Consider the following 22,145-nt stretch of genomic DNA (forward strand, 5'->3'; position numbering starts at 1 on the left):
GCGTGGAGCACACTGCAATACTGTTTCTGGAGTTCGGTGCGGTTCTGCTTGCGCTCGGGGTGCTGGGTGCCCTGGCGTTGCGGGCGGGCATCTCCCCCATTCCCCTGTATCTGATCGCCGGGCTGGCTTTCGGCACCGGTGGGATTCTTCCGCTGGCGACCAGTGAGGAGTTCATCGGCACCGGCGCGGAGCTCGGGGTCATTCTGCTTCTGCTGACGCTGGGGCTTGAGTACAACGCCGACGAGCTGGTGACCAGCTTGAAGGGGAACGCTCGCGCGGGTGTGGTGGATCTGGTGCTGAACGCCACGCCGGGGGCGGTGTGCGCGCTGCTGCTGGGGTGGGGGCCGGTGGCGGCGGTGGCGATGGCGGGTGTCACCTATGCCACTTCCTCGGGTATCACGGCCAAGGTGCTGTCGGATCTGGGGTGGATCGGTAACCGGGAGACGCCGGTGGTGCTGTCGCTGCTGGTGTTCGAGGATCTGACGATGGCGGTGTATCTGCCGTTGCTGACCGCGATGCTGGCGGGGGTGAGCCTGGCCAGCGGGGCGATGTCGGTGGGCATCGCGCTGGCGACCGTGGGTGTGGTGCTGGTGTTCGCGCTGCGGTACGGGCGGTGGATCGAGGCGTTCGTGGCCAGCCCGAACTCCGAGGTGTTGTTGCTGAAGGTGGTCGGGCTGGCGTTGCTGGTGGCCGGGATCGCCCAGCAGTTGCAGGTGTCGGCGGCGGTGGGGGCGTTCCTGGTGGGCATCGCCTTGTCGGGTGAGCTGGCCGAGGACGCGCAGGCGTTGCTCGCTCCGTTGCGTGATCTGTTCGCGGCGGTGTTCTTCGTGTTCTTCGGTCTGCAGACCGATCCGGCGAAGATTCTGCCGGTGGCGGGGCTGGCGGCGGCGCTGGCGCTGGCGAGCATGCTGACCAAGCTGGCCACCGGTGCGTACGCCGCGCGGCGGGCGGGGATCGCGCCGGCGGGCCGGATGCGTGCGGGTATCGCGCTGATTCCGCGTGGTGAGTTCAACATCGTGATCGCGGGGCTGGCGGTGGCGGCGGGTGCGCATCCCGACCTTGGGCCGCTGGCCGCGGCGTACGTGCTGATCCTGGCGGCGTTCGGGCCGCTGGCGGCGCGGTTGGTGCAGCCGTTGCTCACCGCGATCGCGAACCGGGGGGCCGAGTCGGCCGGGCGGGCGGGTCGATAGGCGTCGTCGATGGGACGGCGGGGGTGGCAGGCGGGGCGGGGCGGTTCGCGCGGGTGGTGACCTGCGGGCGATAAGCGGCGTGGATGGATCGGGCCGGGCGGGGCGGTGGCGGGCAGGATGCGGGGCGATCACCTTCGCTTCGAGTCACCGGGAGTGTCATATGACCGCCGTACCGACGTCGCCGTTTCCCGCCTCTACCGTGCTGGGGTATCCGCGGATCGGCCCGCGCCGTGAGTTGAAGCGGGCGCTGGAGGCGTACTGGCAGGGCCGCCTTGGGGTGGAGGGGCTGCGCGAGGCGGGGGCGCGGTTGCGGGAGGGGACCTGGCTGCGGCTGGCCGAGCTGGGTCTGGCCGCTCTGCCGTCCAACACCTTCTCCTTGTACGACCATGTGCTGGATGCGGCGATGATGGTGGACGCGGTGCCCGGGCGGTACCGCCGGCCGTTGCCGGAGGACACCTGCTTTGCGATGGCGCGTGGTGGCGAGGGGGCGGCGCCGCTGCGGATGACCAAGTGGTTCGATACCAACTATCACTACTTGGTGCCGCAGGTCGGTCCGGGGACGCGGTTTCGGGCGGTGCCCGGGAAGCCGGTCGGGGAGGTGCGCGAGGCGCGGGCGCTGGGGTTGTCGACCCGTCCGGTGTTGCTAGGGCCGGTGACCTTCCTGCTGTTGTGCCAGGCCGAGCCGGGGGCTGCGGAGGGTTTCCGGCCGTTGGAGCGGTTGGACGATCTGCTGGCGGTGTACGAGCAGGTGCTGGGTGCGCTGGCCGCCGAGGGGGTCGCGTGGGTGCAGTTGGACGAGCCGGCGCTGGTGGCCGACCGCTCCCCCGGTGAGCTGGCGGCGGTAGGTGAGGCCTACCGCAGGCTGGGCGGGTTGCGGGGGCGGCCGGGGTTGCTGGTGGCGGGCTATTTCGGTGAGCTGGGGGCGGCGCTGCCGGTGCTGGCCGGGACGCCGGTGGAGGCGATCGGGCTGGACCTGGTGCGGGGTGGGGGCGATCTGGCGGCCGCGTGTGCGCTGCCGGAGCTGGCGGGCAAGACGGTGGTGGCGGGGGTGGTGGGCGGGCGTGATGTGTGGCGCACCGACCAGGAGCGGGCTTTGGCGGGGTTGCTGGCGTTGCGGGCGCGGGCGGGGCGGGTGGTGGTGAGCACGTCGTGTTCGCTGCTTCACCTGCCTTATGACGTCGATGCGGAGGACGGGCTGCCGGCGGGGTTGCGGGAGCGGCTGGCGTTCGCCGAGCAGAAGGTCGCCGAGGTGGTGGAGCTGGCCGGGCGGCTGGCGGCGGTGCCGGTGGACGCGCCGGTGCCCGGGGTTCCGGTGCTGGCTGCGGGGGCCGGTGTGCCGGACGCCGGGCGCGGCGCGGCGGGGCCGTGGCCGGCGTCGGGGCGTGCCCCGTATGAGGTGCGGGCGGCGGCGCAGGCGGCGCGTTTGCGGCTGCCGGCGCTGCCGGTGACGACGATCGGGTCGTTTCCGCAGACCGGGGAGTTGCGCGCCGCGCGGGCGGCGTTCTCGGCCGGTGAGCTGGGCGCCGGGGAGTATGAGGAGCGGGTGCGGGGGGAGATCCGCCGGGTGGTGGAGCTTCAGGAGCGGCTGGGGCTGGATGTGCTGGTGCACGGGGAGCCGGAGCGCAATGACATGGTGCAGTACTTCGCCGAGCATCTGGAGGGTTTCGCGGTCACCCGGCACGGCTGGGTCCAGTCGTATGGTTCGCGGTGTGTGCGGCCGCCGATCCTGTACGGGGAGGTGCGTCGCCGGGGGCCGGTCACGGTGGGGTGGACGCGGTATGCCCAGTCGCTGACGGACCGGCCGGTCAAGGGGATGCTGACCGGGCCGGTGACCATCGCGGCCTGGTCGTTCGTGCGGGATGACGTGCCGTTGCCGCGGGTGGTGGGGCAGATCGCCGAGGCGGTGCGGGAGGAGGTGGCCGATCTGGAGGCGGCGGGGGTGGCGATCGTCCAGGTGGACGAGCCGGCGTTGCGGGAGTTGATGCCGTTGCGTGCGGCGGGCCGGGCGGAGTATCTGGCGTGGGCGGTCGGTGCTTATCGGCGGGCGACGTCGGGGGCGGGTGAGCGCACGCAGATTCATACGCATCTGTGTTATTCGGAGGCTTCGGAGATCGTCGAGGCGATCGACGCGCTGGACGCCGATGTGACCAGTGTGGAGTCGGCGCGTTCGCAGGGGCGTCTGCCGGCCGAGCCGGGGGTGGCGGGTTTCGGCCGGGGGCTCGGGCCGGGTGTGTACGACATCCACTCGCCGCGGGTGCCGGGGGTGGCGGAGGTCGCCGGGGGGATCGAGGCGGTGCTGCGGGTGCTGCCGGTGGAGCGGGTGTGGGTGAATCCCGACTGCGGGTTGAAGACGCGCACCTATGAGCAGGTGGAGGCGGCGCTGGCCAACATGGTGGCCGCGGCTCGCCTGGTGCGTGAGCGGTTGCTCTAGGGGGTGAGGGGGCGCGTTGGTGCGGGTGGTGCGCATCCCTCGGCCGGCTGAGGGGTACGCACCACCCGCGGCCGGCCGTCGGATCGGTGGTGGTCGCCGCGTGCGCGTCCGGTCATGGACCGCGCCGTAGGGGCGGGTCGATGACCGGACGCCTTGAGGTGGAGGGAGGTGGCGGGGCCGGTCACCCCGCTCCCCCGCCGGGTGGCATGCCGGTCTCAGCGGTCCTGGATCAGGCCGAGGACGTTGCCGTCGGGGTCGGTGACGGTGGCCACCAGGCGGCCGCCGCCGACGTCGTGCGCGGCCTGGTGCACGGTGGCTCCGGCGTCGGTGAGTTCGGCCAGTTTCGCCGCGATGTCGGGGACGTGCCAGTAGGCCACCGGCGAGGTCATGCCCTGCGGTCCGCCGCCCGGGACCAGCCCGATGTGCTGGCCTCCGGCGTCGAAGCCGACGTAGTACGAGGAGTCGGCCTGAGGTTGGATGCCGAGCAGGGCGGCGTACACGGCCTTGGCCTTGTCCAGGTCGGACACCGGGTGCAGCACGGTCTTGATGGTCGGCCCGGTGAACGGGGGGATCTCGGCGTTGGTGGTGTTCATGCAGATCAGGCTAGGTGTGGCGCTCCGGCGGGCGCTTCTCGATTCCTGACCGGTCTGGTGACCTGCTTGGCCAGGCACGAGGGCAGCCCTGCCGCCGCGCTCGCCGCGCGGCGCCGGTAGACGCTCGGCGGCATGCCCACCAGTTCGGTGAAGCGTGTGCTGAAGGTGCCCAGGGAGGAGCAGCCGACCGCGAAGCAGACGTCGGTCACGTTCAGGTCGCCGCGGGCCAGCAGTGCCATCGCGCGTTCGATGCGCCGGGTCATCAGGTATCCGTACGGCGACTCTCCGTACGCCCGGCGGAACTCGCGGCTCAGGTGTCCGGCTGACATGTGCTCGCCGCGGGCCAGTGCCTCGATGTTGAGCGGCCGGGCGTACTCCCGGTCGATGCGGTCGCGGATGCGCCGCAGCCGTGCGAGGTCGTCCAGGCGTCGTGCCTCGATGCCGTTCGTGCTGGTCACCTGAGAAATCGTGCCACATGGTACGGCCTGCTGAGTCGGCGAGCCGGTGCGCTGGGCCGGCCGGCTCCAAAGCATGGCGGGGTGGGTGATTCGGACGGGTCTGCGGCGGGCCGGGCATCGGTGTGTGAATCGGTGGGGCTTGCCGCGTTGCCGGGTGTCAGGGGGTGGGGGGTGGGGCGAGCATGGCGGTGGTGGCCTCGTCGACGATGTCGCGCATGGCGCGTTCGGCGGCTTCGGGGTCGCCGGCCTGTACGGCCTGGGCGACTTCGGCGTGGCGGCGGATGGCGGCGGGTTCGGGGTGGGCGGGCATGAGGTGGTGGCGGGTGCGTCCGGCGAGTACTTCGGTGACCACGCCGGCGAGCGCGGCGAGCATCTCGTTGCCCGAGGCCTGCAGCAGGGTGGTGTGGAAGGCGATGTCGGCCTGCAGGTAGGCCGCCAGGTCGCCGGCCCTGCCGTGGACGGCCATGCTCATGACCGCGCCGGTGAGCAGGCCGCACTGCTCGGGGGTGGCGTTGCGGGCGGCCAGGGCGGCGGCGACCGGTTCGACGCCGCGGCGTAGCTGGCCGAGTGAGCGGAGCTGGTCTTCGCGGTCGCCGGCCTGCAGTCTCCAGCGGATGACGCGGGGGTCGAACAGGTTCCATCGGTCGCGGGGGGTGACGGTGACGCCGACGCGGCGCCGGCTGGTGAGCAGGCCCATCGATTCCAGGACGCGGATGGCCTCGCGGACCACCGAGCGGGAGACGCCGAAGTGTTCTTCGAGCTGTTCGATGCGCAGGGTGTGGCCGGCGGGGAGTTCGCCGGAGGCGATGCGCAGGCCGAGGCCGTCCAGGAGGGTGCCGTGTAGTCCTGGTTTGGTCTGGTCTTTGGCTCCCACGGCGGTCAATCCTGCCATGGTGTGCTGGAAGATCCGCCCCTGAGACCAAAAGGTCTGATTAATCGGTCATTACCTCTTGATTACGGCATATCAGTCATGACAGGCTGTGCGGCAGCCCCGTCGAGAGGTCCGTCAATGAACCCCGCAGATCCCTCGCCCCCGGCTTCCCCCGGCGCCGCAGGGCAAACCCGCGCCGAGGCCGGGACGGCGCCGCTGCTGGTCGTCATGGGGGTCACCGGATCGGGCAAGACCACGGTCGGCCAGGCCCTGGCCGACCGGCTCGGGCTGCCGTTCGCCGACGCCGACGACTTCCACAGCCCGGCCAGCGTCGCCAAGATGACCGCCGGGATCCCGCTGGACGACGACGACCGCATGCCGTGGCTGCGGGCCATCGGCGCCTGGCTGGCCGACCACGCCGCCGGCGGCGCCGTGGTCAGCTGCTCGGCGCTCAAGCGGTCCTACCGCGACGTGCTGCGCGCCGCCGCGCCGCCGGCCTGCTTCGTCCACCTGGCCGGCGACCGGGAGGTCGTACGCCGGAGGGTGGCCGGCCGGCCCGGGCACTTCATGCCCGCCTCGCTGGTCGACTCCCAGTACGCCGCCCTGCAGCCGCTGCAGGACGACGAGCGCGGCGTGGTGCTCGATTTCACCCGTGGCGTCGAGCAACTGGTGGAGGACTACCTGGCCGCCGCCTGTCCCGCGGATCTTCCCGGCCCCCCGCGGGCACCGGAGAGATGAGATGAGCCCCACATCGCTCGCGCTGGCCCCCGCCGGCGCGGCCGTCGCCGCCGGGCGCCTGCTGCCGGCGGCGCTGGTCGGCATCGCGCTGATCGTCGTGTTGATCACGCGGTTCAAACTGCACCCGTTCCTCAGTCTCACCCTGGGCTCGCTGGCCGTCGGCGCCGTCGCCGGTCTGCCCATGACCGAGGTGATCGGCAGTTTCACCACCGGCTTCGGCTCCACCGCGGCCGGTGTGGGCACCTTGATCGCGCTCGGCGCCATGTTCGGCCGGCTGCTGGCCGACTCCGGCGGTGCCGGGCAGATCGTCGACACCATCGTCGGCCGCTCCAGTGCCCGTTCCCTGCCCTGGGCGATGGCCGCGGTGGGCGCCATCATCGGCCTGCCGATGTTCTTCGAGATCGGACTCGTGCTGCTGATGCCGGTGATCTTCCTGGTGTCGCGCCGCTCAGGTCTGTCGCTGGTCAAGATCGGCATTCCGGCGCTGGCCGGCCTGTCGGTCATGCACGGCCTGGTGCCGCCGCACCCTGGACCGCTGGCCGCCATCGACGCCCTCAAGGCCGACCTCGGCCTCACCCTGGTGCTCGGCGTGCTGGTCGCCCTGCCCACCGTGGCCGTCGCCGGGCCGCTGCTGGCCCGCTACGCCGCCCGCTGGGTGCAGGTGCCCGCGCCGGAGCTGTACGATTCCGAGCCGGGCGAGCCCGACGCCCGCCGGCCCTCCTTCGCCCGCACCGTGGCCACCGTGCTGCTGCCGGTGGTGCTGATGATGGGCAAGGCCGTGGCCGATCTGGTCGCCGCCGAGGGCGCGTTGGCCCGTTCGGTGCTGGACTTCCTCGGCACGCCGCTGGTGGCCCTGCTCATCGCGGTCATCGTCGCCATCTTCACCCTGGGCCGCGGCGGCGCCATGGACCGCAAGGCGATCACCGCCTCGCTGGAGAACTCACTGCCGCCGATCGCCGGGATCCTGCTGATCGTCGCGGCCGGTGGCGGGTTCAAGCAGACGCTGGTGGACTCCGGCATCGGCAAGCTGGTGGCCGACTGGGTGCAGAGCAGCGGCCTTTCGGTGCTGCTGCTGGCCTGGCTGGTCGCGGTGCTGATCCGCCTGGCCACCGGGTCGGCCACGGTGGCCACCGTCACCGCCTCGGGCATCCTGGCCCCCCTGGTCCCCGCCCTGGGCACCGGGGAGACCTCGCTTCTGGTGCTCGCGATCGGCGCGGGGTCGCTGTTCTTCTCACACGTCAACGACGCCGGGTTCTGGCTGGTGAAGGAGTACTTCGGGCTGAGCGTCGGCCAGAACATCAAGACGTGGTCGGTGATGGAGACGGTGATCTCGGTGGTCGGCCTGGTGCTGGTGCTGGCACTGGACCTGGTCGTCTGACCGCAGGCCACTCCCCCGGCTCCGTCCCGGCACACCAGCAGGTGTCGATGGGGTCAGGCGCTCGCGGGTGACAGCAGGCCGGGCAGGTCGGCGAGCCGTTCGATGCGGAGCACCGCCTCGTCCGCCGTCGGCGAGGGTCCCCCGGTGACGAAGTCGACGCCGCGGTCCAGCCAGATGCCGGTGAGCCCGGCGAGGGTGGCCGCGTGCACGTCGCTTTCCAGCATGTCGCCGACGTTGACCGCCCTGGCGGGGCCGGTCCGCATCCACCGGCAGGCGGCGGCGTAGGCGGCGGGCTTGGCCACACCGAGCTCGGCCGGGGTCAGGACGGCTTCGAAGTGGTCCAGCAGGCCGAAGCGGGCGAGCTTGGCGCGCTGCTGCTCGGGGTCGCCGTTGGTGAGAACGGCCAGGCGCGGTGGGCGGGGAAGCCGTTTCAGGTCCTCCAGGCAGGGCCGGACGTCGGGGTAGCACCGCCAGGACCGCTCGAACACGGTGAGGTAGCGCTCGGCGATCCAGGCGTCCAGCAGGGCGGGGCTTTGCGGGACCGGCTCGCCGAGCATCGGCAGGAAGGAACGGAGCCTGCGCCGGTGGTGCTCGGCGAAGGAGCACCGGCCGGCCAGGTATTCGCGCATGTGGCGCGCCTCGAGGGTCCACCACAAGGTCATCAGTTCCTCGGGGGGAGCCGTCGCGTTCGGCGCGGCCTGGACGATCTGGCCGATCGCCTCCCAGACAGCGCTCCGGTGATCGACCAGGGTGCCGTCCAGGTCGAAGAAGACCACATCCGTCATGGGGTGATCATCTCGTGGTGCTCGCCCTGATTCCACAGGGGGCCGCGGCATCTGGGCGCCGGTCCGGCGGAGCGCGGTGCGGGGTGGCGCCCGGCGGCGAGGGGGTGCCTGTCACCTGGCCGAGCCGGGATCCGCGCGAGGAGTCGTGAGGCGAGGAGGCCGATCAAGCATTTACCCGCCTGTCGGCGTGGGGGTCGGCGGGAGAGGGGACTCTCCGGTGCAGCGCGGGTGCGTGCGGCGAAACCTGACAATCGGGCAAAACGGAGATATCGTGGAAGATCAACGAGGGCCGGCGGTCAGCCGCCGTGACCTGCTCAGCCTGTCCACCGTCGCACTGGCCGGCGCCGTGCCCCTCGCCGTCCATCCCGGGTCCGGCGCCCCGGCGCTCGCGGCGGTGTCCCCTTCGCAGGCCCGCGGGCACGAACCGGAGGAGACGCCGGCCGAAGACCTCATGCACGAGCACGGGGTGCTGAAGCGGATCCTGCTGGTGTACCGGGAGGGGATCCGGCGGATCCGGCGCGGTGAGCAGGTGCCCGCCCAGCCGTTGCACGCCGGGGCCCGCGTCGTGCGCGACTTCATCGAAGGCCACCACGAGCGCCTGGAGGAGAAGTACGTCTTCCCCCGCCTGGTCAAGGCCGGCCAGCTGCGCCACACGATCACGGTCCTGTGCCTGCAGCACAAGCGGGGACGCGAACTGACCGGCCGCATCCTGGCCGCCACCCGCCATTCCCGGGCCTCGGCCCATCAGCGCAACGCCCTGGTCTCCGACATGGCGGCCTTCATCCGCATGTACGAGCCGCACGAGGCCAGGGAGGACACCGTGGTGTTCCCCGCCTTCCGCAAGGTGACGCCCGCCGGGCAGTACGCCCGGCTGGGCGAGATCTTCGAGGCCGAGGAGCGCCGTCGTTTCGGGCCGCGCGGGTTCACCGTCCTGGTCCATCGGGTCGCCGACATGGAACGGGCGCTGCACATCCACGACCTGGCCCGCTTCACCCCGCCGAAGTCGTCCGCCCGCACCTCACGCGGATCCGCCCCGGCCCGCTGACCTCCCGCGTTCTCCCCCGTGAAGGCCGCGCGGGCGCGGGTCAGTGCTGCCAGGTCCAGTCGCGGATCTCGGGCAGGTCCTCGCCGTACTCGCGGGTGTGGGCACGGGCCCGGGTGCGCGCGTCGGTCATCTCCTGGCGCAGGTGGCCGCAGCGTTCCGACAGGCCGGGTACGCGGTCGATGACGTCCATGACCAGGTGGAAGCGGTCGATGTCGTTCATCATGGCCATGTCGAACGGCGTGGTGGTGGTGCCCTCCTCCTTGTAGCCGCGCACGTGCAGGTTCTCGTGCCCGTGGCGGCGGTAGGTCAGGCGGTGGATCAGCCATGGGTAGCCGTGGAAGTTGAAGATGACCGGTTTGTCGGTGGTGAACAGGGCGTCGAAGGCGGTGTCGGTCAGCCCGTGGGGGTGCTCGGAGTCCGGTTGCAGGCGCATCAGGTCCACGACGTTGACCACGCGCACCTTCAACTCCGGCAGGTGGCGTCGCAGCAGGTCGGCGGCGGCCAGCGTCTCCAGGGTGGGGACGTCCCCGGCGCAGGCGAGCACGACGTCCGGCTCATGGCCCTGGTCGCTGGAGGCCCATTGCAGGATGCCCAGGCCCCGGGTGCAGTGCAGGATGGCGTCGTCCATCGACATCAGGTCCAGCACCGGCTGCTTGCCGGCGATGACGACGTTGACGTAGTCGTGCGAGCGCAGGCAGTGGTCGGCCACCGACAGCAGGGTGTTGGCGTCCGGCGGCAGGTAGACCCGTACCACGGTCGCCTTCTTGTTGACCACCACGTCCAGGAACCCGGGGTCCTGGTGGCTGAAGCCGTTGTGGTCCTGGCGCCACACATGCGAGCTGAGCAGGTAGTTGAGCGAGGCGATCGGGCGCCGCCAGGGGATCTTGCGGCAGGCCTCCAGCCACTTGGCGTGCTGGTTGAACATCGCGTCGATGATGTGGATGAACGCCTCATAGGAGGTGAACAGTCCGTGGCGGCCGGTGAGCAGGTAGCCCTCCAGCCAGCCCTGGCACAGGTGCTCGCTGAGCACCTCCATGACCCGGCCGTCGGTGGTGATGTGCTCGTCGGTGGGCAGCTGCCCGGCCTGCCACACCCGGCCGGTGACCTCGAAGGCCGCGCCGAGCCGGTTGGAGGCGACCTCGTCGGGGCCGAGGAGGCGGAAGTCGCGGGGGTTTGCGGCGATGACGTCGCGGATGAAGCCGCCGAGCTGGCGGGTGGGCTCGGTGGTGCAGGTGGCCGGCGCCTTGACCTCGGTGGCGTAGTCGCGGAAGTCGGGCAGCTTGAGCGGGTCGAGCAGTTCGCCGCCGTTGGCGTGCGGGTTGGCGCTCATGCGGCGCGGCCCGTCGGGCACGATGGCGGTGACCTCGGGCAGGGGCCGGCCGTGCTCGTCGAACAGTTCGCCGGGACGGTAGGAGCGCATCCAGCGCTCCAGCTCGGCGAGCTTGCCGGGGTCGTCGCGTACCGCCGACAGCGGCACCTGGTGCGAGCGCCAGGTGCCCTCGACCGGCAGGCCGTCGACCTGCCGGGGGCCGGTCCAGCCCTTGGGGGACCGCAGGACGATCATCGGCCAGCGCGGGTCGTCACCGGCCTTGACCTCGGCGATCTGGTCGAAGACCACCTCCAGGGTGTCGGCCATGAGCCGGTGCATGACGGCGGGGTCGTCGCCGGAGACGATGTGCGGGCGGTAGCCGTAGCCCTCCATGAGCTTGATCAGCTCGGTCTCGGGGATGCGGGCGAGCACGGTCGGATTGGCGATCTTGTAGCCGTTCAGGTGCAGGATCGGCAGTACGGCGCCGTCCCGCGCGGGGTTGAGGAACTTGTTGGAGTGCCAGCTGGTGGCGAGCGGGCCGGTCTCGGCCTCGCCGTCGCCGACGACGCAGGCGACCACCAGGCCGGGGTTGTCGAACGCGGCGCCGTAGGCGTGGGCCAGGGAGTAGCCGAGTTCGCCGCCCTCGTGGATGGAGCCGGGCGTCTCGGGGGCCACGTGGCTGGGGATGCCGCCGGGGAAGGAGAACTGCCGGAACAGCCGGCGCATGCCCTCGGCGTCCCTGGACACCTCGGGGTAGACCTGCGAGTAGGTGCCCTCCAGCCAGGCGAGCGCGACCGCGGCCGGGCCGCCGTGCCCGGGGCCCGCGATGTAGATCATGTCCTGGTCGCGCTGCCGGATCATCCGGTTGAGGTGGGCGAAACAGAAGTTCAGCCCGGGGGTGGTGCCCCAGTGGCCGAGCAGGCGGGGCTTGATGTGCTCGGGCAGCAGGGGCTCGGTCAGCAGGGGGTTGTCCAGCAGGTAGATCTGCCCGACCGACAGGTAGTTGGCGGCACGCCAGAAGGCATCGACTCGCTCAAGCTCGTTCATGGGTACGAGGGTTCCCGCTGGGGGGTGAGTAATCCAGTGCCGTTGGTCCCTAGGCGGCGGGCCCTGCGGGGGTGGTGGCGTCGGCGTCCGCGACGGCCAGGTCCAGCGAGGCGGTGACCCGGCCCAGCATGCGGCGCAGGTGCTCGGCCTCGGCGGCGTCCAGGCCGGAGGCGGCGTGGGCGCGTGCGGGCACCCGCTCTGCCCTGGCGCGCAGCGCGTGGCCCTGGCCGGTGAGCGCGACGCGTACCGACCGCTCGTCGTGCCGGTCGCGCTCGCGGCGGACCAGGCCCGCGGCCTCCAGGCGCTTGAGCAGGGGGGACAGGGTGCCCGAGTCCAGTCGCAGGGCCCGGCCGAGTTGCTTGACGGTGGCGGCGGCCTCGCCGTTCGGCCCGGCGTCGGCGGCGCGGCTCCACAGCTCGAGCATCACCAGGTACTGCGGGTAGGTGAGGCCGAGGGCGGCCAGCTCGCGCCGGTAGAGGGCGTCCATCGCGCGGCAGGCGGCGTACATGGCGAAGCAGAGCTGCCCGTCCAGCCGCAGCAGGTCCTTTCCCATGCCGGCCAGTCTACCGCTTTGACAGCACCCAATTCGGTTGTGCACAATCAAACGGTGTCACGTTCTCCTGGAAGGGCACCCATCATGAGCACCGCGCTGTACACCGCCGTCGCCACCTCCTCGGGCCGGGACGGCCGCTCGGTCAGCTCCGACGGCCTGCTGGACGTCGGCCTCGCCGTCCCCAAGGCCCTCGGCGGTGACGGCAAGGGCACCAACCCCGAGCAGCTGTTCGCCGCCGGGTACTCCGCCTGCTTCGCCAGCGCCCTGTCCGCGGTCGCCAGGCAGACCGGGCAGGACGTGGGCGAGGCCGCGGTCACCGCCGAGGTGGGGCTGCACAAGGCCGAGGGCGGCACCTACGGCCTCAGCGTCACGCTGCGCGTCGAGCTGCCCTAGCACTTGCAGGGCGAGGCCGGCCGCACGCTGGTCGAGGCCGCCCACCAGGTCTGCCCCTACTCCAATGCCACCCGCGGGAACATCCCGGTGGAGCTGATCGTCGAGTAGCCGCCCCGGCCGCGCCTAAGCGCCCGGCGGGCCGTGCCGCCCGTGCCCGTTCCCGCCGCCTGGGACGGGCGGGCGGCGCGGGGAAAATGCGTTGCGGAAGTGTCGGTGGCCTTGGTTAGGGTCGCCTGGTGTCCCAACTACCTCTGATCCACGCGCGTGGCCTGGTGAAACGCTTCGGCGACTTCACCGCGGTCGACGGCATCGACGTGTCGGTCGCCCCCGGCGAGTCGTTCGGGTTCCTCGGCCCGAACGGCGCCGGCAAGTCCTCGACCATGCGGATGATCAGTTGCGTGTCGCTGCCGACGGCCGGCGAACTCCGCATCCTCGGCATGGACCCCGCCCGTGAGGGCACCCGCATCCGCGCCCGCCTCGGCGTGTGCCCCCAGCTGGACAACCTCGACTTCGACCTCAGTGTCCGGGAGAACCTCACCACCTACGCCCGCTACTTCGGTATCGGCCGCAGGCAGGCCCGGGCGCGCGCCGAGGAGCTGCTGGAGTTCGTCCAGCTCGCCGACCGGGCCGGCGGAAAGGTCGAGCCGCTGTCGGGCGGCATGAAGCGCCGGCTCACCATCGCCCGCGCCATGGTCAACGACCCCGACATCATCCTGCTGGACGAGCCCACCACCGGCCTGGACCCCCAGGCCCGCCACCTGCTGTGGGAGCGGCTGTTCCAGCTCAAGCGGCGCGGCACCACCCTGGTGCTCACCACCCACTACATGGACGAGGCCGAGCAGTTGTGCGACCGGCTGGTGGTGATGGACGGCGGGCGCATCGTCGCCGAGGGCTCGCCCCGCTCGCTCATCCAGACCTACTCCACCCCCGAGGTGGTCGAGCTGCGCTTCGGCGACGAACGCCCCGCCGACGTGGCCGGCAAGCTCGCCGGGGCCGGTGAGCGCATCGACCCGCTGCCCGACCGCCTGCTGGTCTACGCCGCCGACGGTGACGCCGCGGTGGCCGAGGTCCACCGCCGCGGGCTCACCCCCTCCAGTGTGCTGGTGCGCCGCTCCACCCTGGAGGACGTCTTCCTGCACCTCACCGGCCGGACGCTGGTCGACTGATGGCCCAGCTCACCGCGCAGGTCTCGGCCCGCTCGACCCTGGCCGTGCTGGAGCGCGGCCTGACCCTCTATCGCCGGCTGTGGGCGGCCTCGGCGCTGTCGACCTTCCTGCTGCCCGTGCTGTTCTTGATCAGCATCGGCATGGGGGTCGGCGGGTACGTCGGCGAGGTCGGCGGGGTCGACTACCTGTCGTGGATCGTCCCCGGCGTGCTGGCCTCCACCGCCTTCCAGATGGCGGTCGGCGAGTGCACCTACTTCGTGCTGGGCGACTTCAAATGGTCGCGGGCCTACCACGCCATGGCAGCCACCCCCGTCCAGCCCGGCGACATGGTGTGCGGCTGGCTGGCCTACGTGGTGATCCGCGTCGAGATCGCGGTGGTGGTCTTTCTGGCCGTCACCTCGCTGTTCGGCGCGCTGCGCTCCCCGTGGGCGGTGCTCACCCCGCTGGTGTGCGCCCTGGTGGCCCTGGCCTCGGCCGCCCCCACCATGGCGTTCGCCGCGAGCATCGACCACGACAGCTACTTCGCGCTGCTGTTCCGCTTCGTGATGATCCCCGCCTCGCTGTTCTCCGGGGTGTTCTTCCCCGTGGAGCAGCTGCCCGCCCTGGTGCGGCCGCTGGCCTACCTGTCCCCGCTGTGGCACGGAGTCGAGCTCGACCGCGCCGCCACCCTGGGGGCCGCCCCGCCCTGGCCGGTCGCCGCGCACCTGGCCTGCCTGCTGGCCTTCGCCGCCGCCGGCACGCTGTGGGCCTTTCGCGCCTTCCGCAAACGACTGCAGGACTGACATCCATGATGACCACCATGATCGCCGCCCGCCTTGCCCCCCAAGGGGCGGCCCCCGGGCGGGTCGGCGCGGTGATCGGCCGCAACCTCGGGGCGCTGCGCTCGGGCCCGTCGTACTGGCTGGTGCTGCTGTCGGGCTTCTTCGAGCCGCTGCTGTACCTGCTGTCCATCGGCGTGGGCGTCGGCGCGCTGGTCGGCGAGCTCACCGTCGCCGGGCGGGCGCTGTCGTACGCCGCCTACGTCGCGCCGGCCATGCTGGCCGTGTCGGCCATGACCGGGGCACTGGCCGAGACCACCTTCAACTTCTTCCACAAGATGAAGTACCAGAAGGTCTTCGACGCCATGCTCGCCACCCCGGTGCGGCCACTGGAGCTCGCGCTCGGCGAGCTGGGCTGGGCCATGATCCGCGGTTCCCTCTACACCGCGGTGTTCCTGCTGATCATGGTCGGGCTGGGGCTGGCCGAGCCGCTGTGGGCGCTGGCCGCCTTCCCCGCCACCGTCCTGGTCGGGGTGGCGTTCGGCGCCTGCGGCATGGCGGTCAGCACGCTGATGCGCGGCTGGCAGGACTTCGACCTGATCACCACCGGCCAGTTCGCGCTGTTCCTGTTCTCCGGCACCTTCTCCCCCGTCGGCGACTACCCGGCGGCCGTGCAGGTGCTCGTGCAGGTCACCCCGCTGTACCACGCGATCGAGCTGGTGCGCGGGCTGTGCATCGGCGACGCGCACCTCGGCCTGCTCGGGCACGCCGCCTACCTTTGCGCCATGGCCGCCGCCGGCCTGTGGTTCGCCGCCCGGCGGCTGCAGCGACGGCTGTGCGTCTGACCCTGTCAGGGTGGTTGAACCCGCTCCGGGCGGCGTGACAGCCTCGGGAACGGCACACCCGCCGGCCCAGGTCCCAGCAGGGCCGCGGCGGCGTGAACGGCGAAACGGAGCGGGAGCATGGACCACGGAAAGCTGCGGGCGCGATTCGCCACCCTGACCACCGCCTACCTGGCCGACGCCTGCATCCGCGCCGGCGTCCCGGTGCGCTGCGCGCCCGCGGGCCTGCGCCCGCTGTCGCCCGGCGGCCGGATCGCCGGTCCGGCGCTGCCCGCCCGGCACGCCGGCAGCGTCGATGTGTTCCTCGAGGCGTTCGAGCACGCACGGCCCGGCTCGGTGCTGGTGGCCGACAACGGCGGCCGGCTGGACGAGGCGTGCGTGGGCGACCTGGTGGTGCTGGAGGCCCGGGCCGCCGGCCTGGACGGGGTCGTGATCTTCGGCCTGCACCGCGACAGCGCCGACATCCGCGCCATCGGCCTGCCCGTCTTCAGCCTCGGCGCGATCCCGGCCGGCCCGCCGGCCCCGAGGGAGCGGCCGGCCGGCGCCCTGTCCTCGGCGACGGTGGGCGAGTGGACGGTCACGCCCGCCGACCTGGTCGCCGGCGACGACGACGGCGTGCTGTTCATCCCCGCCGAGGCCGCCGAAGAGCTGTTCACCCTCGCCGAGCGCATCCGCGACACCGAGCGCCGCCAGGCCGAGCACATCAGGACCGGCCGCACGCTGCGCGCCCAGGTGCGCTTCGAGGCCTATCTCGACCGGCGCCGGCACGAGCCCTCCTTCACCTTCCGCGAGCACCTGCGCGCCATCGGCGGCGCCATCGAGGAGTGACCCCCGCCCGCGCCCGCAGGGCGGCGATCAGCCCGGACAGGTTCCCCGCGCGGCGGCATGGGCGCAGGCGGTGGGTGGCCCCCCCTGCGGGGCGCGGATCTGGGCCGCGGCCGTCGCCGGGCACCGCGAGCCGCCTGGCGCGGCGACGGGCCACAACGCCCCTGCCACCGACAGGGCGCGGGATGCCGGGGCGGCGGGATCACTTGCCAGGCGTATCGAATACGTGTTCCACTGTAGGTCATGCGTTTCGACGCCCTTCCCCTTGTCGATCACGCCCCGGTGTCCCGGCCGCGCATCGAGCGCCGCGCTGTGCGCCGGGTCCTGGGTGAGACCACCTGCTATGAGATGCCGGCCCGCACCGTCATCGAGCGGGTGCCCGAGACCGCCGGGCTCGGCCTGTCCTTCGCGGTCAGCCCCTACCGCGGCTGCGCCCACGCCTGCCTGTACTGCGGCGCCCGGCGCGCCCACCGCTACCTCGGGCTGGACGGCGAGCGCGACTTCGGCTCGGCCATCGTGGTCAAGACCGACGCCGCCCGGCGGCTGCGCGCCGAGCTGGCCTCGCCGCGCTGGGCGGGCGAGACGATCGGTGTGGGGCTGAGCGGTGACTGCTACCAGGACGCCGAGGAGGTCTACCGGCTGATGCCCGGTGTCCTCGCCGCGCTGCGTGACGCGGGCAACCCGTTCAGGGTGATGACCAAGAGCGCGCTGATCCTGCGCGACGCCGAGCTGATCGCCGAAGCGGCCGAGGTCGCCGAGGTCGAGGCGCGGGTGTCGATCGGGTTCGTCGACGACCGGTTGCGGCGGGTGGTCGAGCCGGGGGCGCCCAGCGCGCAAAAACGCCTGGAGCTGTGCGCCGAGCTCGGCGAGCGCGGCGTGCCCTGCGGGGTGCTGATGGCGCCGATCCTGCCGTGCCTGACCGATTCGGAGGACCAGCTGCGCGCCGTGGTGCGCCGGGTCGCCGAGGCGGGCGCGGTCAGCCTCACTCCCCTGGTGCTGCGCCTGCCGCCCGGCGCCCGCGAGTGGTATCTGAAGTGGCTCGCCGAGGAACACCCGCGCCTGGTGCCGCGCTACCAGGAGCTGTACGGCGCGGGGCCGGTCGCCGCGCAGGACTACCGGAGCCGGGTCGAGGGCCGGGTCGCCGAGCTGGCCCGGCTGTACGGCATCGGCGCCCGCCGGGCCCCGTGGACGCCGCGCCGCGCCGCCGACCACCAGCTCGCCCTGCTGTAGCCAAGCCGGGGTTTCCTCCCCGGCATGTCCCGGCCGCTGTTGGGGTGCCCCCGGAATACGGCAGAAACGGGCCGCGCAGTTGATCACTGATCGTTGGACTCGCTGGGTTCCGGCTCACGATGGCGACCGGGTGCCGGGGGGAGGCGTCGATCAGCGTGCCGGGATGGTCACCGCGGACGGGTGTGCTTCGTCGTGGAAGAGTTCGAAGGTCGTCGTGTGCGCTGTCGTGGCGTGCTCGGCGGGTTCGCCGCCGCCGAGGTTGCGGGCGAATCGGGGGAAGGCGCCGGCGGAGACCTGGACGCGGAGCCGGTGTCCCTTCTTGAAGCGGTAGGCGGTCGGTGACAGGTGCACGGTGGCGCGGGTGGCGCCGTCGGTGTCGACGTGCACGAGGTCGTCGCACACGTTGAGCGACGTGCCGCGGGGATCGACGTCGCACAGCCGCACGAACACATCCGTGCTGGGCCGGTTCGCGCCTACCCAGACCTCGGCGGTGACCTGGCCGATGACCTCCAGGTCGTCAGTGAGCGGTGCTCCGGTGAAGGTGAGCACATCGGGGCGCTCTTCCAGCTTCCGGTTGTCGACGGAGCCGGCGCCGGTGGGGTTGAGTTTGGCTCCGCCGAGGGAGGGGGTGGGGTCGTTCGGGTCGTAGATGAACGTCGATGGCGGTGCCGCGGATCCCGCCGTGCCGGCCAGGGTGCCGTCGGCGCGTAGATGGAGTTGCCGGGGCTCGTATCCGGTGGGTGGCCATGAGGCGAAGTCGCGCCATTCGTCGGCGCCCATCACATACAGCCGCACCGGGGCCCGGGGCGGGGGCTCCTGGCCGGTGGCGACAGCGGAGCCCCACTCGACGACCTGGGCGATGGAGGCGCCCATGCCGCGCGGGTCGGCGTGCCACCACGGGCCGACGGTCAGCCGGGGCTTGCGGCCGGCGTCGACGAGGGTGGTGAAGTCCTGGAGCTGGTCGGCGAGGAAGATGTCGTACCAGCCGGTGACGGAGCTGACCGGCACGGTGACGTCGGCGACGGTGCCGCTGCGGTCCAGGCCCTCCAGGTAGGTGCTGTCGGGGTCGTGGCGCACGATCTGCTGGAAGAACTCCGACGTGCGGCCGAGCAACGCCTGGTCGACGTCGGTGACGGGCAGGGTGTTCATCGCGTTGGCGATGCGGCGGCGGTCGGCGCCGACCATCGACCGCAGCAGGTAGCCGCGCCGTTCCTGCGCGGCGGGCAGGGATGAGCCGTCGCGGCGCTGAGGGGCGGTGTTCCAGGAGAAGTTCGTGATCGTTTCGAGGTCGACCCTGCCGGGCCGCATCAGGCCCAGCGCGAGCCGGGAGGAGGTGATGTGCGGGACCATCGCCTTGACCTCGGGCGGCAGGGCGTCGGCGATCGCCCATTGGGTGTAGCCGAAGTAGCTGGACCCGGCCAGGATCACCTGGCCGCTGGACCAGGGTTGGCCGGCGAGCCAGCGCAGGGTGGCGAGGCCGTCGGCGCGTTCGTTGCGCATCGCCAGGAACTCGCCGTCCGACCCGAACGTGCCGCGGGTGCTGACGATCAGTACTTGCAGGCCGCGTTCGGCGAGTACGGGTCCATAAAGCCAGCCGAGGGGGCCGCCGCGCCCGTAGGCGGTGCGGACGACGACGACGGGAATCTCGCTCAGCGATCCTGCGCGGGTCTCACGCGGGGCCCAGTGGTCGGCCAGGAGCGTGGCGCCGTCGTCCATCGGAATCCGCAGGCCGCGTTCGACGCGGACCCGGCGGGAGGTGGCGGGCGGGAGCGGAGCCATGCGCTCCGCGAGGCGTCCGAGTGCGGTCATGGTCATGCCTCCGGGGTGAGCACGATGCGGCCGTTGACCTCACGGTTCTCCATACGCTGGTGGGCGGTGACGGCCTGGCTGAACGGCAGTACGTCGACCTCGATCTGCGCCAGGCCGGCGGCGGTCGCCTCGACGGCCGAGGCCAGCGCGGCGGGAACGGCTTGCGGGTGGGCGGGCAGGAACGCGCCGGCGTTGTAGCCGGACACGGTGATGCTGCGGAACCACAGCTGGTTGGTGTCCACCACGTGGCCCCAGTCGTCCGAGGCGTTGCCCGCCGCGATCAGGCGGCTGCCCGGCCGCATCACCTCGAAGCTCCGGGTGCGCAGCGTCCCGCCGACGGGGTCGATCACGACGTCGAACTTCTCATCGCCCAGGACACCGAGCAGCTCCGTGGAGTCCACGATCTGGTCGTAGGGCAGCCGGCTCGCCCGGCCGGCGGCCAGTTTGCCCGGCAGGACCGTGCCCACGACGCGGGAGGCGCCGAGCTGTTTGGCCACACCCGGGAACCCGGCGGCCAGCCCGCCCAGCGCCCCGTGCACCAAAACGCTGTCCCCCTCGGCCAGGTGCGCGACCCGGGTGAGCGCGACGTGCGCCATCGCGGCGTTCGGGACCACCGACACCGCCAGCGCCGGGTCGATGCCGCGTCCCTCGATCGAGACGGACAGCGCGGCCTTGGCGATGTAGACCGAGGCGTAACCGCCGGTGCCGGTACCCGCGGACAAAGCGACCACGTGCTCCCCGACACTCAGGCCGGTCACGCCCTCACCGAGCGCGCGCACGGTGCCGGCGACCTCCAGGCCCGACACGAACGGCGGCTGCGGCATACCAGGCTGGTCCTTGTACCGGCCCTGCCGCAGATACAGGTCGATCAGGCCGACCGCGGCGTGCGAGACGTCGATCGCGACCTCTCCCGGCCCGGGGACCGGGTCCGCAAGATCGGTGATCAGTTTGAGGACCGCCGGGTCTCCGAACCGGGTGACATGCACTGCCTGCATGAACCTGTCCTTCCACATGCGACACATCCGCGTCGCCATTTAGCACACCTCATGATGCGTTAACTGGAACCTAGCACGAAGACTCACTTAACGCATCATGGTGCGCGTTATAGTTGTCGCATGAAGGAACGAGCACGGTCCGCCCAGGACAAGGAACAGCGGTCGCAGGATCTGCTCACAGCCGCGCAGGCGCTGGCCACCGAGCTGGGCGGCGTCCGGTTCATCACCGTGCAGGCGGTCACCGAGCGCGCGGGCTTGCACCGCACCGGAGTGCGCCGCTACTACTCCAGCCGAGAGGAACTCCTGCTCGAGCTCGCCGAACAGGGCTGGGCCCAATGGCGGGCCGCGATCGCCGCACAGACGGCCGAGCGCACCGGCCTGGGGCCCGAAGACGTCGCCGGCATCGTCACCGACACGATCATCGCCCTTCCGGTGTTCTGCGACCTGCTCACCCACGTCGCTCTGAGCCTGGAGGGCGACGTGGCCATGGAACGCGCACGCCAGTACAAGACACACTCGTTCGCCGCCTACGACGCGATCGTGGAGGACCTGAACCGCGCCGGCTCGATGACCCCCGACCAGCTGCGAGGACTCATCGCCGCCACCCTCGCCCTCGCCGCCAACGGGTGGCAGGTGTCCCACCCCACACCCACCCTCGCCGCCCTCTACCAGCAAGTACCCGAATGGGGCCACGCCGCCTTCGCCTTCGCCCCACGACTGAAACTGCTCCTGACCGCACTCGCCGTCGGCCTGCACACCGTCATCCCCGCCCCCGACCCGGCTTCGGCCCCGGACTGAACCGTCCAAGCCCCCGGCACCACCTCCCCACCGCGCCGAGCGAAGGGGCTCTACCTGGGCCGCGCCGACTACCGGTTCGGCCCCGCATTCCGCGCCAGCATCAACGGGACCGGCGGACCGCTGTCCGACGACGCAGCCCACCACCGATGGAAGTACTACTGCGAAGAGCAACGGGCTGGGCGTTCAACTGCCGAGGGCGCGCTTTTGCGGGTGGATCGCCTCGCCGCGGGCGAGCATGTCAACGAACTGGGTGATACGGCGGGCTCGGGTCTCGGCGCGTTTGGCGCTTGCGATCCGATAGAGAACGGCGTAGCGGTTCTGGGAGGTGAGGATGTCGAACATCGCTTGCGCCTGGGGTTTCGCGGCCAATGCGGCGGCCAGGTCGGCCGGCACCTCGATGCCGGCTTGTCCCGCGTAGGCCGCGTCCCAACGGCCGTCGGCCTTGGCGCGTTCGACCTCGGTCATTCCGGACGGATGCATCCGGCCTTCGCTGATCAGACGGGTGACGAGGTCAACGTTACGCGCCGACCAGGAACTCCGCCGTCCGCGAGGGGTGAAGCGCCGGCAGAAGGTGATCTCATCCCGCCGTCGTAGCCGGCCGTCGATCCAGCCGTGGCACAGGGCTTCGTCGAGCGCCTGGTCGTAGGTCAAGCTCGTGGGCCGGGTCGTGTTCCGCTTGGCGAGGACCAGTCACACCCCTGCCGAGCTGTCGTGGTGCCTGCTGAGCCACTCCCGCCAGGCTCGGGCGTCGGTAACGGTCAGTTCCAGTGGTTCGTTGCTCATCGTTCGTTCGCCCTCGTGGTCATGAAAGGGATGGTCGTCGGCGGTCGTCAGAAGATGGGAGCCCGGGACGGGGACCTGCCGGAAGTGGCGCTGGATCGGTCAGCGGCGAGCCGGCCGATCAGGTCCTTCGCCACGCCGCCACCGCGAC

Annotated in this window: 20 protein-coding genes and 1 pseudogene; 12 read left to right on the top strand and 9 right to left on the bottom strand. The window is 71.8% G+C overall.

Annotation, left to right across the window (positions count from 1 at the left end):
- The first annotated feature begins 2 nt into the window (after positions 1-2).
- Together IEY93_RS24735 and metE are read left to right on the top strand one after the other, a co-directional pair.
- Positions 3-1,190, top strand: a complete 1,188-nt coding sequence (locus tag IEY93_RS24735) for a cation:proton antiporter (RefSeq protein ID WP_189165503.1) — start codon at positions 3-5, stop codon at positions 1,188-1,190.
- Between the two features lie 160 nt (positions 1,191-1,350).
- Complete coding sequence (gene metE, locus IEY93_RS24740) at positions 1,351-3,621, top strand: 5-methyltetrahydropteroyltriglutamate--homocysteine S-methyltransferase (RefSeq protein ID WP_189165504.1); 2,271 nt, start codon at positions 1,351-1,353, stop codon at positions 3,619-3,621.
- Positions 3,622-3,836: 215 nt separating this feature from the next.
- Here metE and IEY93_RS24745 read toward each other — a convergent pair whose 3' ends face one another.
- The 3 genes from IEY93_RS24745 to IEY93_RS24755 form a co-directional block, all read right to left on the bottom strand.
- Positions 3,837-4,214 carry a VOC family protein gene (locus tag IEY93_RS24745; RefSeq protein WP_189165505.1) on the bottom strand — a complete coding sequence of 126 codons (378 nt, stop codon included), beginning with the start codon at positions 4,212-4,214 and terminating at the stop codon, positions 3,837-3,839.
- 5 nt (positions 4,215-4,219) lie between these two features.
- Positions 4,220-4,681, bottom strand: coding sequence for a helix-turn-helix transcriptional regulator (locus IEY93_RS24750; RefSeq protein ID WP_372444501.1), 462 nt, complete (start codon positions 4,679-4,681; stop codon positions 4,220-4,222).
- A gap of 148 nt (positions 4,682-4,829) precedes the next feature.
- Positions 4,830-5,546, bottom strand: coding sequence for a FadR/GntR family transcriptional regulator (locus tag IEY93_RS24755; RefSeq protein WP_229691443.1), 717 nt, complete (start codon positions 5,544-5,546; stop codon positions 4,830-4,832).
- Between the two features lie 135 nt (positions 5,547-5,681).
- On the opposite strand from IEY93_RS24755, the gene IEY93_RS24760 reads away from it, so the two are divergent.
- Positions 5,682-6,281 (top strand): gluconokinase, encoded by a 600-nt coding sequence (locus IEY93_RS24760; RefSeq protein WP_203968593.1) that lies wholly within the window; start codon positions 5,682-5,684, stop codon positions 6,279-6,281.
- Position 6,282: 1 nt separating this feature from the next.
- Entirely contained in the window at positions 6,283-7,659 is a 1,377-nt protein-coding gene (locus tag IEY93_RS24765) for a GntP family permease (protein WP_189165508.1), read from the top strand.
- A gap of 53 nt (positions 7,660-7,712) precedes the next feature.
- Here the strand turns inward: IEY93_RS24765 and IEY93_RS24770 are convergent, their stop codons facing one another.
- Positions 7,713-8,444 carry an HAD family hydrolase gene (locus tag IEY93_RS24770; RefSeq protein WP_189165509.1) on the bottom strand — a complete coding sequence of 244 codons (732 nt, stop codon included), beginning with the start codon at positions 8,442-8,444 and terminating at the stop codon, positions 7,713-7,715.
- A gap of 271 nt (positions 8,445-8,715) precedes the next feature.
- Here IEY93_RS24770 and IEY93_RS24775 point away from each other — a divergent pair, with 271 nt between their 5' ends.
- Positions 8,716-9,489, top strand: a complete 774-nt coding sequence (locus tag IEY93_RS24775) for a hemerythrin domain-containing protein (protein ID WP_229691433.1) — start codon at positions 8,716-8,718, stop codon at positions 9,487-9,489.
- A 40-nt stretch (positions 9,490-9,529) separates the two neighbouring features.
- Here IEY93_RS24775 and IEY93_RS24780 read toward each other — a convergent pair whose 3' ends face one another.
- Positions 9,530-11,845, bottom strand: a complete 2,316-nt coding sequence (locus tag IEY93_RS24780) for a phosphoketolase family protein (RefSeq protein WP_189165510.1) — start codon at positions 11,843-11,845, stop codon at positions 9,530-9,532.
- A 49-nt stretch (positions 11,846-11,894) separates the two neighbouring features.
- Positions 11,895-12,398: a MarR family winged helix-turn-helix transcriptional regulator gene (locus tag IEY93_RS24785; RefSeq protein WP_189165511.1), complete on the bottom strand. Its 504-nt coding sequence runs from the start codon at positions 12,396-12,398 to the stop codon at positions 11,895-11,897.
- Between the two features lie 84 nt (positions 12,399-12,482).
- On the opposite strand from IEY93_RS24785, the pseudogene IEY93_RS24790 reads away from it, so the two are divergent.
- From IEY93_RS24790 to IEY93_RS24815, 6 genes and pseudogenes are all read left to right on the top strand, one after another.
- A pseudogene (locus IEY93_RS24790) lies at positions 12,483-12,899 on the top strand (organic hydroperoxide resistance protein).
- Positions 12,900-13,027: 128 nt separating this feature from the next.
- Positions 13,028-13,957 carry an ABC transporter ATP-binding protein gene (locus IEY93_RS24795; protein WP_229691434.1) on the top strand — a complete coding sequence of 310 codons (930 nt, stop codon included), beginning with the start codon at positions 13,028-13,030 and terminating at the stop codon, positions 13,955-13,957.
- Positions 13,957-14,739 (top strand): ABC transporter permease, encoded by a 783-nt coding sequence (locus IEY93_RS24800; RefSeq protein WP_189165512.1) that lies wholly within the window; start codon positions 13,957-13,959, stop codon positions 14,737-14,739. Before IEY93_RS24795 ends, IEY93_RS24800 begins: the two co-directional genes overlap by 1 nt.
- Positions 14,740-14,744: 5 nt before the next feature.
- Positions 14,745-15,560 carry an ABC transporter permease gene (locus tag IEY93_RS24805; protein ID WP_203968594.1) on the top strand — a complete coding sequence of 272 codons (816 nt, stop codon included), beginning with the start codon at positions 14,745-14,747 and terminating at the stop codon, positions 15,558-15,560.
- A gap of 117 nt (positions 15,561-15,677) precedes the next feature.
- Positions 15,678-16,385 carry an RraA family protein gene (locus IEY93_RS24810; protein ID WP_189165513.1) on the top strand — a complete coding sequence of 236 codons (708 nt, stop codon included), beginning with the start codon at positions 15,678-15,680 and terminating at the stop codon, positions 16,383-16,385.
- 240 nt (positions 16,386-16,625) lie between these two features.
- Complete coding sequence (locus IEY93_RS24815; RefSeq protein ID WP_189165514.1) at positions 16,626-17,612, top strand: radical SAM protein; 987 nt, start codon at positions 16,626-16,628, stop codon at positions 17,610-17,612.
- Between the two features lie 150 nt (positions 17,613-17,762).
- On the opposite strand, the gene IEY93_RS24820 is transcribed toward IEY93_RS24815, so the two are convergent.
- Together IEY93_RS24820 and IEY93_RS24825 are read right to left on the bottom strand one after the other, a co-directional pair.
- Positions 17,763-19,421 carry a CocE/NonD family hydrolase gene (locus IEY93_RS24820; protein WP_189165515.1) on the bottom strand — a complete coding sequence of 553 codons (1,659 nt, stop codon included), beginning with the start codon at positions 19,419-19,421 and terminating at the stop codon, positions 17,763-17,765.
- A gap of 2 nt (positions 19,422-19,423) precedes the next feature.
- A complete protein-coding gene (locus IEY93_RS24825) occupies positions 19,424-20,416 on the bottom strand; it encodes a quinone oxidoreductase family protein (protein ID WP_189165516.1) in 993 nt (330 codons plus the stop codon).
- A 120-nt stretch (positions 20,417-20,536) separates the two neighbouring features.
- Here IEY93_RS24825 and IEY93_RS24830 point away from each other — a divergent pair, with 120 nt between their 5' ends.
- Entirely contained in the window at positions 20,537-21,214 is a 678-nt protein-coding gene (locus IEY93_RS24830; RefSeq protein WP_189165517.1) for a TetR family transcriptional regulator, read from the top strand.
- Positions 21,215-21,397: 183 nt separating this feature from the next.
- On the opposite strand, the gene IEY93_RS24835 is transcribed toward IEY93_RS24830, so the two are convergent.
- Positions 21,398-21,904, bottom strand: coding sequence for a YdeI/OmpD-associated family protein (locus tag IEY93_RS24835; protein WP_504739362.1), 507 nt, complete (start codon positions 21,902-21,904; stop codon positions 21,398-21,400).
- Positions 21,905-22,145 lie beyond the last annotated feature (241 nt).

Source organism: Sphaerisporangium melleum (assembly GCF_014646695.1).
In the GTDB taxonomy this organism is placed as follows: domain Bacteria; phylum Actinomycetota; class Actinomycetes; order Streptosporangiales; family Streptosporangiaceae; genus Sphaerisporangium; species Sphaerisporangium melleum.